Origin of the sequence: Mycolicibacterium houstonense (assembly GCF_900078665.2) — a bacterium.
Classification (GTDB): domain Bacteria; phylum Actinomycetota; class Actinomycetes; order Mycobacteriales; family Mycobacteriaceae; genus Mycobacterium; species Mycobacterium houstonense.
In genome coordinates, this window is record NZ_LT546207.1 from 4,792,511 (window position 1) to 4,804,412 (window position 11,902).

At 65.4% G+C, this 11,902-nt stretch carries 13 protein-coding genes; 4 read left to right on the plus strand and 9 right to left on the minus strand.

Going from position 1 to position 11,902, the window contains the following annotated elements; translation table 11 throughout:
* Window positions 1-7 precede the first annotated feature (7 nt).
* On the minus strand, window positions 8-553 hold the full coding sequence (locus BN4332_RS24040) for a TetR/AcrR family transcriptional regulator (RefSeq protein WP_066901999.1): 546 nt from the start codon (window positions 551-553) through the stop codon (window positions 8-10).
* 101 nt (window positions 554-654) lie between these two features.
* Between BN4332_RS24040 and BN4332_RS24045 the strand changes: the two genes are divergently transcribed.
* Complete coding sequence (locus BN4332_RS24045) at window positions 655-1,215, plus strand: carboxymuconolactone decarboxylase family protein (RefSeq protein ID WP_066902059.1); 561 nt, start codon at window positions 655-657, stop codon at window positions 1,213-1,215.
* 15 nt (window positions 1,216-1,230) lie between these two features.
* Here BN4332_RS24045 and BN4332_RS24050 read toward each other — a convergent pair whose 3' ends face one another.
* Window positions 1,231-3,420 carry an elongation factor G-like protein EF-G2 gene (locus tag BN4332_RS24050; RefSeq protein ID WP_066902000.1) on the minus strand — a complete coding sequence of 730 codons (2,190 nt, stop codon included), beginning with the start codon at window positions 3,418-3,420 and terminating at the stop codon, window positions 1,231-1,233.
* A 145-nt stretch (window positions 3,421-3,565) separates the two neighbouring features.
* Between BN4332_RS24050 and BN4332_RS24055 the strand changes: the two genes are divergently transcribed.
* Complete coding sequence (locus BN4332_RS24055; protein WP_066902001.1) at window positions 3,566-4,357, plus strand: hypothetical protein; 792 nt, start codon at window positions 3,566-3,568, stop codon at window positions 4,355-4,357.
* Here the strand turns inward: BN4332_RS24055 and BN4332_RS24060 are convergent.
* The 4 genes from BN4332_RS24060 to BN4332_RS24075 form a co-directional block, all read right to left on the minus strand.
* Window positions 4,337-5,695 carry a 9-bladed beta-propeller domain-containing protein gene (locus BN4332_RS24060; RefSeq protein WP_066902002.1) on the minus strand — a complete coding sequence of 453 codons (1,359 nt, stop codon included), beginning with the start codon at window positions 5,693-5,695 and terminating at the stop codon, window positions 4,337-4,339. The genes BN4332_RS24055 and BN4332_RS24060 overlap by 21 nt on opposite strands.
* 9 nt (window positions 5,696-5,704) lie before the next feature.
* Window positions 5,705-6,454 (minus strand): hypothetical protein, encoded by a 750-nt coding sequence (locus tag BN4332_RS33345; protein WP_074133171.1) that lies wholly within the window; start codon window positions 6,452-6,454, stop codon window positions 5,705-5,707.
* The gene (locus BN4332_RS24070; RefSeq protein ID WP_074133172.1) at window positions 6,451-7,665 is read right to left on the minus strand and encodes a hypothetical protein; all 1,215 of its coding nucleotides are present in this window, start codon (window positions 7,663-7,665) and stop codon (window positions 6,451-6,453) included. Before BN4332_RS24070 ends, BN4332_RS33345 begins: the two co-directional genes overlap by 4 nt.
* 132 nt (window positions 7,666-7,797) lie before the next feature.
* Window positions 7,798-8,082 (minus strand): WXG100 family type VII secretion target, encoded by a 285-nt coding sequence (locus tag BN4332_RS24075; protein ID WP_066902005.1) that lies wholly within the window; start codon window positions 8,080-8,082, stop codon window positions 7,798-7,800.
* Window positions 8,083-8,301: 219 nt separating this feature from the next.
* Between BN4332_RS24075 and BN4332_RS24080 the strand changes: the two genes are divergently transcribed.
* Complete coding sequence (locus tag BN4332_RS24080; protein ID WP_353961797.1) at window positions 8,302-9,081, plus strand: alpha/beta hydrolase; 780 nt, start codon at window positions 8,302-8,304, stop codon at window positions 9,079-9,081.
* A gap of 22 nt (window positions 9,082-9,103) precedes the next feature.
* On the opposite strand, the gene BN4332_RS24085 is transcribed toward BN4332_RS24080, so the two are convergent.
* From BN4332_RS24085 to BN4332_RS33350, 3 genes are read right to left on the minus strand one after another with little or no spacing between them, the layout of a single operon-like run.
* A complete protein-coding gene (locus tag BN4332_RS24085; RefSeq protein ID WP_066902006.1) occupies window positions 9,104-9,700 on the minus strand; it encodes a TetR/AcrR family transcriptional regulator in 597 nt (198 codons plus the stop codon).
* A gap of 4 nt (window positions 9,701-9,704) precedes the next feature.
* Window positions 9,705-10,133 (minus strand): TIGR03668 family PPOX class F420-dependent oxidoreductase, encoded by a 429-nt coding sequence (locus BN4332_RS24090; RefSeq protein ID WP_066902007.1) that lies wholly within the window; start codon window positions 10,131-10,133, stop codon window positions 9,705-9,707.
* A 25-nt stretch (window positions 10,134-10,158) separates the two neighbouring features.
* Window positions 10,159-10,593: a hypothetical protein gene (locus BN4332_RS33350; RefSeq protein WP_160110925.1), complete on the minus strand. Its 435-nt coding sequence runs from the start codon at window positions 10,591-10,593 to the stop codon at window positions 10,159-10,161.
* Window positions 10,594-10,764: 171 nt separating this feature from the next.
* On the opposite strand from BN4332_RS33350, the gene BN4332_RS24100 reads away from it, so the two are divergent.
* On the plus strand, window positions 10,765-11,901 hold the full coding sequence (locus BN4332_RS24100; protein WP_066902009.1) for an ABC transporter substrate-binding protein: 1,137 nt from the start codon (window positions 10,765-10,767) through the stop codon (window positions 11,899-11,901).
* The last annotated feature ends 1 nt before the right edge of the window (window position 11,902 follow it).

An 11,902-nucleotide genomic window follows, 5' to 3' on the forward strand; every position in this document is an offset into this window, starting at 1 on the left:
CTTTTCGTCAGCGTCGGGGGACCCGCAGGCCGAGAGCGCGCCGAGCCGCCTCGGTCAGATGGCGGCAGAGCTGCTCGTCGGTGAGATCCGCCGAGGCGACCCCGGCGCCGCCGGCGATTCCGGAGAACACCATCGCGGCCTTGACCGTGCCCGCCGGGCCGGGATCGACATCGGCCAGCAACGCCATCTGGCGGTCGATGAGGGTGTCCCACTCGGGCCGGGTGCGCAGCGCCTCGTTCACGCTCGCGTCGCTGGCCAGCACCGACACCAGGGCACGATTGCGCACGGCCAGCTCCGCGTAGCCGCGCACCATGCGATCGGCCCGGGCGTGTGCGCCACGGTGGTTCTCGGCCTCGTCGACGATCTGCTGCATCTGCGCCAGCACCGGGTCGAGCACGGCGGTGAGCAGCTGTTCGCGGGTGCGGAAGTGGTAGTAGATGGCGGCCTTGGTGAAGCCGAGCTCGTCGGCGATCATCTGCAGCGACGTGCCCGCGAAGCCATGCCGGGTGAACAACCGGACGGCCGCGTCGACCAGGCGTTCCCGAGTCTCCATCCTGGACCTCCCTGGGTGCGCTGCGGCCGCTTCTACTTTACGATCGTAAAGTAGATCACTAGCCGATCGTAAAGCTGGGTCGACATGAAGGGACGATGGGCATGCTGACGCCGCTGCCGGCAGAGGGTTGGGACGATCAGGTACGCGAGGCCCTGGCCTCCACTGTGCCGCCGGAGCGCCGACGTCCGGACAAGGTGGGCAACGCGTTGTCGACGCTGGTCCGCCATCCGATGCTGGCCGGTGCCTTCCTGCCGTTCAACACCTACCTGCAGCAGTCCTCCACCCTGCCCGAGCGCGTTCGTGAGCTGGTGATCCTGCGGACCGCCTGCCGGCTGGGCTGTAACTACGAGTGGGGGCATCACAGTGCGCTGGCCCGGCGGATCGGCATGACCGAGGCGGAGGTCGAGGCGGCGCGAACCGGCCGCGCGGCAGACGAATTCGATCAAGCCGTGCTCGACGCGGTCGATGAACTGCACTCCGGGGCGCGGCTGTCGGCCCAGGTCTGGGAGCGCCTGGGCGCGCGCCTGGACGATCAGCAGCGCATGGACCTGATGTTCACCTTCGGCGGCTACAGCACACTGGCCTTGGCGCTCAACACCTTCGACGTCCAATTGGAGGACGGGGCGGGCACCGACGAGTTCTACGCCTCGATGGCGAACTGAGCGGCGCAGCCGCCGTCACGCGGTGCGGCGCACCCGGGCGGCGGCGGAGTCGGGCATCGGCTCGTAGCGGGCGAAACCACGGCTGAACGTCCCGGCCCCGTGCGACAACGACCGCAGATCGATCGCGTACCGCGTCAGCTCGACCTCGGGGATCTCGGCCTTCACCACGGTCCGGCTGTCGTCGGCTCTGTCGGTGCCGAGCACGCGCCCCCGCCGGCCGGCCAGATCGCTCATCACCGAACCGACCAGATCGTCGGGCACCACCACGGTCACCTCGTCGATCGGCTCGAGGAGGTTCACCCCGGCCGCCGCGGCGGCCTCCCGCAGCGCGAGCCCGCCGGCCACCTGGAAGGCGAAGTCCGACGAGTCGACGCTGTGCGCCTTGCCGTCGACCAGCGTCACGCGGATGTCGACGACGGGATAGCCGGTATCGCCGTGCTCACCGCCGACGCCCTTCTCCATCTGGGCCCGCACGCCTTTCTCGACACTCGGGATGAACTGGCGCGGTACGGCTCCGCCGACGACCTTGTCGACGAACTCGAACCCGGAGCCCTCCGGCAGGGGCTCGACCTCGATGTCGCAGACCGCGTACTGACCGTGCCCACCGGACTGCTTGACGTGCCTGCCGTGTCCTTTGGCCTTGCGGCCGAACGTTTCCCGCAGCGGCACCCGAAGCTCGACGGTGTCCACCGACACTCCGTAGCGCCGCGACAACGCATCGAGCACCACCCCGGCATGTGCCTCGCCCATGCACCACAGGACGATCTGGTGGGTTTCCGGATTCTGCTCGATGCGCAACGTGGGATCCTCGGCGGCCAGCCGCTGCAACCCGACCGACAGTTTGTCCTCATCGGTCTTGGCCCGCGGCTGCACCGCGATCGGCAGCAGCGGGTCGGGCATCGTCCACGGACGCAGCACCAGCGGATCGGCCTTGTCGCTGAGGGTGTCTCCGGTTTCGGCCCGGCTCAGCCGGCCGATCGCGCAGATATCCCCGGCCACCACCGACGGGGCCGGGCGTTGCTGCTTGCCCAGTGGGAAGGACAGCGTGCCGATGCGCTCGTCTTCGTCGTGGTCGGCGTGGCCGGCAATCTGGCTTGAGTCGGCGTGGCCGTGCGAACCGGCAGGCGACACTGATCCGTTGAACGCAGAAAAATGGCCCGACACATGCACGGTGGCGTCGGGCCTGATGGTGCCGGAGAACACCCGGACCAGGCTGACCCTGCCGACATAGGGATCCGACGTCGTCTTCACCACCTCGGCCAGCAGCGGTCCGGACGGATCGCATGACAGCGGCTTGCGTGAGGCGCCGTTGGCCGTGAACACCTCGGGCAGGCGGTGTTCGGGCGGTGACGGGAAGCCACGGGTGGCGACCTCCAGCAGTTCGAGCGTGCCGACTCCGGACCCGCTGCACACCGGGATCACCGGGAAGAACGATCCGCGCGCCACGGCCTTCTCCAGGTCGGCGATCAACACCGACTCGTCGATCTCCTCACCGCCCAGGTACCGCTCCATGAGCGTCTCGTCCTCGGACTCCTCGATGATCCCCTCGATCAGCGACCCGCGTAGCTCGGCGATCTCGTCGTCGTAGGACCCGTCGGGCGGCCGGGTGGTGCGGGTGCCCCCGCCGTATTCGTACTGCGTGCGGGTCAGCAGCCCGATCACCCCCTCGCCGGCCGGGAAGTACAGCGGTGCCACCTTGTCCCCGAACGCCTGCTGGGCGCCGGCCAGCGCATTGGCGTAGTTGGCCCTGGCGTGGTCGAGCTTGGTGATCACCACCGCCCGCGGCATGCCCACCGCCGCGCATTCCTGCCACAACGCCTTGGTCGGTTCGTCGATGGCCTCGTTGGCGGCGATCACGAACAGCGCGCAATCGGCGGCGCGCAGCCCGGCCCGCAGTTCCCCGACGAAGTCGGCATATCCGGGGGTGTCGATCAGATTGACCTTGATCCCGTTGTGCTGCAAGGGGGCCAGCGCGAGGCCGACCGAGCGCTGCTGGCCGATCTCGGCGTCGTCGAAATCGCACACCGTCGACCCGTCGACCACCGAGCCCGGACGGGTCAGCACGCCCGCCGCCACCAGCAGTGCCTCGACCAGGGTGGTCTTACCCGCGCCCGACGGGCCGACCAGGGCCACGTTGCGAATGGCGTCGGGACTGTCCGCGGTGGGCACCGTCCCGTTGCCGGCCGAATGAGTCTTGTCCGCCATGGCATTCCTCCTGGTGTCCTGTACTCCACCATTCCCCGATGTGACCTACAGCACAAGGCTTGAGGGCGGCGCCGATGAGCTAATGAGCAATTGCACGCGAGTATTCCGCGGTATTGCCGAATAGGAGGTTGCCAGAATGTGGTCTATGACGAATACGCCGAATCTCGCGACGGCACTGCCGTTGGAACTCGTCGGCACAGCAGCGGTGGTCGATCTTGAGGCGGCGTGCGAACTCTTTGGCTGTGAAACATTGCCGTATCCATTGGGCCGGAGCCGACCGGTGGGGTCGGTGTGGCTTCTCACCAGAGATGTGGGACCGATCGAGGATCGCCTCGACGGCGGCGATCTTCGTGGCCTGAGGACGTGGGTGGAAGCAGTTGCCCGGGCCGAGATGTGGGTGGGATGCCGCGTCAGCTACCGCGATGACGACATTCCCGATCTTCGGTTGAACGGCGTGCGGACCGACGAGGTGGCGTTTATTGCGGTACAGCGGAATCACCCGGAGGTTGTAGACATCGTCGATGTCTACGCGGTGTCTTCGGCGGACTTGGGTGCAGTGGTTGCGGATTCGGTTGGCCTGGTGCGCGCTGGAGTTCATCCGAGGATCGCGGTTTCAGGATGCGGGGACCGGTTGCCGGCCCCGACCGAGTTGATGGACGAATATGACAACTTCGGCTTCCCGATTCCACCCGCCGGACCTTCCGTGCGCGCTGTCGATGGACGCGATGTCGAGGTGATCGGGACCCTCGAATCGCTGTGTGGCCCGGCTCGGCATTGGGTGAGACCCGACGATGATGGCGACTACCTGTACGTGCCCGGTGATGCCGGCTTCGCGGAACCCCTTGATGCCGGGACTCTGCGGTCGTACATCGACGGACTTATCGGCAACGCTGATGCCGACATACGCACCGACACATCAGTCGGGTGGGACGAGTGATGACAGCTCGTTGTTTACGCGCAGAACAAGCGTCGTGTTCACGCGCCAAATGTCTTTGGCTTCGGCTTCAGTCGATCCGGGCATCGACCACAGGTTTTCGCACGTTGTCAGATCGATGGCCTGAGCCAGAGCCTTTGTGTTGCGCCCACCGCCGGTAACGACGACGTCGTCGCCGCTGGAGCCGATATACGAATACCAGAGTGCCTCGTTGTTGCACGTCTTGGCTTCATCGCCGGTGCGCAGGTCATACTGCCGCCACAAGCGATGGTCTTCATCGGTGGAGACCAACAGCGTCGTGCCGGCCAGTCGGGTGTAAGGCATCAGTTTCTGATTCGACAGCTCAAGCAGGGGCTTGCCAGTGATAGTGAGGATTCGGTCAGCGTCATCGGTCCGGGCCACCGGAATAACTGCAGACGCGGAGAGCAATTCTGCTTCGCCGTCCAGCCGACCCTGTTCGCGGCCGGCATTATCGAAGAACGTTATACCAGTGTCTATGTAATTGCGCTCCCGCTGGTAGGCAAAGCCATCCGGGTAGACGACAGCTCGGCGAGCTTTCTCACCGGCGGGCATCCTCGGTGAGAGCACCTTGCCGTCGACCAGGGAGAACACCACATCTGGTTCCCCGAGGCGCGACGCCACAGCCAGGACCGGCGCGGGGGCATCGCTGGCATCGTCTTCGGGGAACGACACGGAACCGGTGCCCGGCACATGCCAGGTCAATTCGGCGTGTGTGCCGATACCGTAGACGCCCTGATCATCGACGGTGGCCACCAGGTAATCGCCTAGCTGTTGGACGGCCGGATCTGCTTTGGGCATGGACCACTTCAGGTCGGTGGGCCCTTCATAGACCAATGCGCCGGTTTCGGTATCGATGACCCAGGCATGAGTCCGGACATCCGGTTCGGGGCCACCCCGAAGGCACGCGACCATCTTCGGGCCATTGGCAAAACAGGCCGAATTCAGCAACGCCTCGGCGCTTTCGTGCTTACCCAATCCGACCGGTTCGAACAGTCTGTGTCCGTTGCTCACGTCGATACCGATCACCCAGCCTTCCTCCTGGGACATTGCCAGGAAGATCGCCCGATCCCCGATATTGTGGATCGGCGAGTAGCGGATTCGGGCTTTGGAATCCAATCCGAGTGTGGCTGCGCCGGTCCGCCAACCGCGCACCGGTTGGCGTCGCATCGGCATCGCGAGCAGAGACTGTTCGGGCAAACCCAGATCCGCTGCCGTGGGTAATTCGTTGCGGGCCGGGTGGCCCTGTGTGACACAGCCGGTGGACATCAGCAGCATGACCACGATGAGCGCAATCGCTTGCAGTCGAGACCAGGTGCGCATCGCAGAGCCTTAGTCAGTGAAGTTTTGCTCATCGAGCCGGTGGACGGCGCGACCGTCAGTCAGTTCGGCACGGCATTCGGGGTGTTGCCAATAGAACCGGGCCCACTCCCGGAGCGCTCGACTGTTCGCGGTAATTGTGTCGGAGACCAGCATGGCATTCCGGCCCTCGGGTAGTGAAAAAACGATCATGTCGCGACGAATCCTTCTGCCTCTCGGCAGGTGGTCCGAAATCTGTTCGACTTCCTCCCACTTTCTATGCACCGAAACGCACCAATGTCCGCTCCATATTTCGAAGCCGTCGGGGGTCAGTCGTAAATGGCTTTCGCAGCCGTACCTGAGCATCCCGTAGAGACCCCATCCGCCGAATATGAGGACGAAAACGGAGATCAGGGGTGCTGTCCGCTGGATGATCCATGACGAGATATCGGAATCCATGCCAAGTGCCGTCAGTGCGAGGTACAGCGTTGCGGCGGAAACTCCAGCTATAGAACCTACGCAGAACACGACGTTGACACATTTTTGCGGCTGGATCAACGTGCCCCCGGATCCGTATTCTGTTCGCGGTCGAGCTCGGCCCGATAATGCATAAATTGTTTGGAATCCGACATCAAAACTGCACAGCGCTGCCCCAAATGCAATTACTGCGATGAGAGGGCTTCCGCGAATCAGCCATATGACGGTCCAGCACGCCCCGAAAAGGGATGCGCCGATGAAGAGGATGCCGAGAAATGACAAGTGGGTTTGTTTGATTGCATTCATCGTGGACAGAAAGTGTTTCCTATCCAGTTGCCCAGGGCTTGCCCGCCTGCGCCTGCAAGTATCGATACCGCTGCGGCACCAAGTGGCGTGCTGGGTGAGGCCACGATGCCGCCGAGGGTGCCGGCGGTAACCGAAGTGGCACCTTCTACGGCGGCGACGCACCTCTTGAAACTTGAGTCGGCAACCGCGACGTCCCATAACGCAGTGGCGATGCCCAGTGCCGGGCCACCGTACTTTGCGCCTGCGCGGATATTGTCAGAAGCTGTCGACAGTTTCTCCAGCGCACTGAGACCGCCGCCGGCGCCGGTCAAAATGGGGTGATTGAAAAAATCGAGCGGAACATCAGTCGGACCGCCATTAGGAGTGACGATCGTGCCGGTGACGTTACCGTTGGCGTGCTCAATCAAGGTAACCGCCGTTTGGTCGGCGAACTTGGTTGTTGTTACTTTTGCATTCTTGTAGCCTTCGGGCGCCAAGTCATTGAAAGTTACGAAACTCGTTTCGGCGATTACCTGGCCGTCTTTGCCGTAGTAGGTTTCTACCGTCGCCGGCCCGCGATCACGGAACGAAGATTGGGCGTTGACAACCTTGACGTGTTTGCTGCCGTCCTGCATGTAGACCGTCGTCGTAGTCGATACCAGTTCGCCGGTGGCGGGGTCGTGCTTCGTCTCTACAGTCGTGTCGCGGACCGTTTGAGACATGTCGGTGTCTCGGAGGATGCCCTGCTGCATCATCCCGACGGGGTTCGACGGGTTGGGGACTTCGTCACCGGGTTTCGGCAGACCGGGCAGCAGGATGTTGCCCGGAGAGCCTGGGTTGGGTGCCTCGAATCCGTGAGGTTGTGCCGCACTCATCACCTTGGCGGCGGCGTTGTCGTCGGCGGCGCCCACCGCCAACAACATCGCGTTGACAGCCACCTGTTCGGACTGAGCCCGCTTCTCCAGGGCGGCCGCTTGTTCGGCTGTCATTTGAGCACCGGTGATCAGGACCACCCATTGGTCACTGACGTGCAACTGGCCGCTTGCGTCGACGTCAGCGGCTTTGTTTAGCAGTGCAGTGCGGGCGCCACCGATCTGACCAGCGCTACTGCTGAGCGCGCCACCTACAGCCGTGGTGTATTTCGAGAAATCATCGGTTTGTTTCTTGGCCCGATCGAACATCGCCGTAGCCGCGTTGTGAGCGTCCCCCGACCATGATTTGGTCTCCGGCATGATCGTGAGGTTACTGCTGATTCGGGATATGGCTTGACCGACGACCGCGCCAGCACTCTTGATTGACTGTCCGGCAGGGCTCAGAGAGTCGGGATTCCAGCGCTCCAACCGGGGCCGTGAGGGGAGCACCGGTCAGAAGATCTTTCCAAAGCTGCCTGCGAGGCCGTCGTCGGTCGTCTCGTAGGTGTTGCCCGCCCCGCGCACAGCGGTACCCATGTCGTTGACGTCGGCTGCGATCTGCTCGGCCACCTCTTTGACGTGCGCGCCGACGAGCCGTGCCGCCCACTGCGTGGTCGATCCCTCCAACCCGTCCGCCGCGATGGCGACTTTGGTGCCGACATTGGCCTCACGAATCAGACCTGACGCGATGTCCACCTGACCGGCGAAGGCACGCAGGATCTCGGGATCAACCTCCACTAACGGACTCCGTTCCCTGGCTTTGTGGCTCTGTGCGGTAGCAAAGACACTAATGGAGGCCGACGGTGGGGTACGGCACCAATTTTGACCACAGCGTGTTCTCACGTGTTCTCAACGGAATCGAAATGTGAGCAGCCGCCGCAGCGGCTTCCTGACCGGCCGATGGGCCGTGGCGAATGCGAGTTGTCAGCGGTCCGTGCCCCACCCAGGCTCGATGACATGGACATCGAGAGGGCCATCGAGAAGGACGTCGACGCACAGGCCCGGCGATACGCCGGTTTTGTGCCCGAGCAATACCGGGACGAGTGGGTGGCGCCGGTATCGACGTGGTGGTCGTGGCGCGGGCGCGAGGTGCACATCGCGCGAGCCATCGTTCCCGACAGCGACATTCGCGTTCTCGTGCTCCACGGCGCCGGGGGGTACTCGGGCGCACTGTGGCCCATCGCCTCCGTCGCGGCATCCGAAGGCGTCGAGGTGCTGGCGCCGGATATGCCGCTCTACGGGTACACGGCCGAACCCCGGGCGGTGGCCGTCAGGTACGACGACTGGGTGGAGTTGGTGTGCGATTTGATCCGGGCCGAATGCGAGCGGGACGACCGCCCGCTGATCGTGTTCGGCGCCAGCATGGGCGGCCTGCTCGGCTACGAGGCCGCGGCCCGCACCGGTCGGGTTGCCCATGTGGTCGCGACTTGCCTGCTGGACCCCGCCGACCCGCCGGCCCNGTGCGACCGACCCGCGCGGTGGCGGAATGCGCGTGCCGCTCGGATTCCTCTGCAGTTGGATGAATTTCGCCCACACCTCGCCCGAGACGTTCGATGCCGCACCGGTGACGTTGGTACACCCGGGCGCGGACCGGTGGACGCCGGCTCGGTTGAGCGTCCGCTTCCTGCAGCGCATCGCCGCTCCCACTCGGCTGGTGATGCTGGACGGGTGCGGTCACTACCCGGTGGAAGAGCCGGGCCTCAGCCAGCTGGTGTCGGCGCTGCGCCGAGTCCGTGACGAAGTCCGCTCGGACTCGGTGTCAGTCGCGCAGCAGCCGCTCGACGAGCTCGAGTAGCGCGTCGGAGTTCATCCCGCGGCGCGGCAGCACGCGGTGCAGCTGCGCGTCCACCGCGTGTACCAGCATCTGCGCGGTGGCCACGGCGCTCTCGTCGTCGAGCCCGCCGACCCCGCAGCGGCGCAGGTGAAACGCCACCTCGTCGGTCAGCCGATCCTCGAACTGCTGCAGCGCCGCGAGCTCGTCGGCGCGCGGTTGCACCACCCGGTGCATGAGCCCGTGCAGGCCGGGACGGTCACTGTGCAGCTCGACCACGGTGTCGAGGATGGTCCGCATGGTGTCCTCGAACGGCGGCTGGCGCAGCCTGAGCTCGGCGCACACCGCCTCCAGCCGCTCGACGGCCTTCGCCACGTGCCGCCGCGCCAGTGCGTGCAACAGGGCCTGCTTGTTCGGAAAGTATTGGTAGATCGACCCGATCGACACCCCGGCCCGATCGGCGATGCGGTTGGTGGTCGCCGAGATACCTTCCCGGTCGAACACCTGCGCCGCGGCCTCGAGCATCACGTCGACGGTCTCCCTGGACCGCCGCTGTCGCGGCGCCTTGCGGGGTGCGTCGCTCATGCGGTCACACCTGCCACGAGGACCAGCGGGTGACGCGGACGGTGACGACCGGCCCGTTCAGCGCAATCCGCTCGTACTGGGGGTATTTCGCGCGCAGCAACCCGTAGCCCGTTGCCATCTCCTCACCGCTGTAGTGCGTCGCGGCGTGCCCGTCGGCCCGCACCCACCACAGCTGCGTCCAATCGTCGGCGTAATGGTCGACCAGCAGGCTGACGCGGGAATCGCCTTCGATGTTGGCCAGCCGGCGCAGGCGCTGGGTGGACTTGGGTTTGGCGTCCACCGCGGTGTAGATCGTGGCCGGGATCTCCGCCGACGTCGACAGTTGGACCGCGAACACCACCGGCACCAGGTGCGGTGCGCCGTCGGACCCCAGCGTCGCGAGCACCGCGCACGGTGCGTCTGCGAACTGGGCGATCGCCTCATGCCCAGGCATGGATCCAGGGTAGGCGTACCGGCGCTCAGTTGCGTGGATGCCGCGGTTGCGGGGCCACGCTGATCGGCGATCGGGTGACCGGGGTGCGCGTGACGCCGATCTCTGGCTTCTTGGTCGCGGTCGGCCGCTGGGTGGGCCGGTACACCGGTGCCTGCTGTGTTTCCTGCGGTGGGGGAGGCGGCGGTGCCGGCGGTGCAGGCGGCACGCCCACCCGCAGCGACGGCGAAGGGGCGGGACTGTCGGCCGAGGGTGATGGCGCAGAGGTCGTCGGCTCCGAGCCGTCAGGTGCCGGCGAATTCCCAAGCAGCAAAAGGACACCCGAAACCACGATGGCGCAGGCCGCCACGGCGACGGCGATCAGCGCCGACATGGCGCGGCGGGTGCGGTACCACGGCACGGCGGCCGGCTTGAAGGACCAGCCGTCGAGATCGAAGTAGCTGCCCGGTCCGGGAACAGACATCACGCGATGCTAACGCCCCGGCCCGCGCAATGCGGCCCCCGTTCGGAGAGGTCACGGTAGGGTGCCGGTGCGTGTTGTCCGCGGACTCGTTCACTCCTGCGACAGGCTGGCGACAGGTTCGCGCAACCGCTGCGCCACCGCGGCGCTTCCTGACCATCGGAGGGTTTGGCAATGACTTCATCCCGGATCGCGAAGGTATCCGCTCTGGCCGCGTCGGCTCTGGTCACGGTGGGGCTCGCGGCCTGTGCGCCGCCTCAGAAAGACGCGTCCGGTGGCGACACCGATACCGGGGTGAAGATCGCGGAGGCCAAGTCGGCAGCCGATTTCGGCGGCATGGACAAGCTCATCGAGGCGGCCAAGGCCGAAGGTGAGCTCAATGTGATTGCGCTTCCCCCGGATTGGGCGAACTACGGTGCGATCATCAAGGCCTTCTCGGAGAAGTACGGGATCAAGGTGAACTCGGCGCAGCCCGATGCGTCCAGCCAGGAAGAGATCAACGCCGCCAACCAGCAGAAGGGCAAGAGCAGCGCGCCTGACGTATTCGACCTGGGACAGTCTGTGGCCCTGGCGAATACCGCGATGTTCGCGCCGTACAAGGTCGAGACGTGGACCGACATCCCGTCGGCCTTCCAGGATCCGGACGGGGCTTGGGTCAACGACTACGGCGGCTACATGTCCATCGGCTTCGACTCGGCCAAGGTGCCGCCGGTCACCAGCATCGACGACCTGCTCAAGCCCGAATATCAGGGGAAGGTCGCGCTCAACGGGGATCCCACCCAGGCCGGTGCTGCGTTCTCCGGTGTGCTGATGGTCGCGCTGTCGCAGGGCGGATCCGCCGACGACATCGCACCCGGCGTGGAGTTCTTCGCCAAGCTCAAGGAGGCGGGCAATTTCCTGCCCGTCGACCCGACCCCGGCGACCATCGAGTCCGGACAGACCCCGGTGGTCATCGACTGGAACTACACGAATGCCTCGGAAACCAAGAAGCTTCCGACCTGGCAGGTGATGGTGCCGCAGGATGCCGCGGTCGCGGGGTACTACTACCAGGCGATCAACAAGGGCGCTCCGCATCCGGCGGCGGCCCGGCTCTGGCAGGAGTTCCTGTTCAGTGACGAAGGGCAGAATCTGTACGGGGCCGGTGGAGTTCGCCCGGTGCGCGCCGACAACATGGCGGCCGCGGGCAAGCTGGACAAGGAAGTCGCGGCGTCCATGCCGATCGTCCACGGCCCGGTCACCGTGCCCACCCCGCAACAGACGGAGGCGGCCACCAAGTATCTGGCGGACAACTGGGCGAAAGCCGTCGGCTGAG

Coding starts and splice junctions, on each gene's coding strand:
- BN4332_RS33350 (WP_160110925.1), bottom strand. CDS start 10,593: ATGTCTGTTCCCGGACCGGGCAGCTACTTCGATCTCGACGGCTGGTCC.
- BN4332_RS24090 (WP_066902007.1), bottom strand. CDS start 10,133: ATGCCTGGGCATGAGGCGATCGCCCAGTTCGCAGACGCACCGTGCGCG.
- BN4332_RS24050 (WP_066902000.1), bottom strand. CDS start 3,420: ATGGCGGACAAGACTCATTCGGCCGGCAACGGGACGGTGCCCACCGCG.
- BN4332_RS33345 (WP_074133171.1), bottom strand. CDS start 6,454: ATGAATGCAATCAAACAAACCCACTTGTCATTTCTCGGCATCCTCTTC.
- BN4332_RS24100 (WP_066902009.1), top strand. CDS start 10,765: ATGACTTCATCCCGGATCGCGAAGGTATCCGCTCTGGCCGCGTCGGCT.
- BN4332_RS24070 (WP_074133172.1), bottom strand. CDS start 7,665: ATGCCGGAGACCAAATCATGGTCGGGGGACGCTCACAACGCGGCTACG.
- BN4332_RS24045 (WP_066902059.1), top strand. CDS start 655: ATGCTGACGCCGCTGCCGGCAGAGGGTTGGGACGATCAGGTACGCGAG.
- BN4332_RS24055 (WP_066902001.1), top strand. CDS start 3,566: ATGACGAATACGCCGAATCTCGCGACGGCACTGCCGTTGGAACTCGTC.
- BN4332_RS24085 (WP_066902006.1), bottom strand. CDS start 9,700: ATGAGCGACGCACCCCGCAAGGCGCCGCGACAGCGGCGGTCCAGGGAG.
- BN4332_RS24040 (WP_066901999.1), bottom strand. CDS start 553: ATGGAGACTCGGGAACGCCTGGTCGACGCGGCCGTCCGGTTGTTCACC.
- BN4332_RS24060 (WP_066902002.1), bottom strand. CDS start 5,695: ATGCGCACCTGGTCTCGACTGCAAGCGATTGCGCTCATCGTGGTCATG.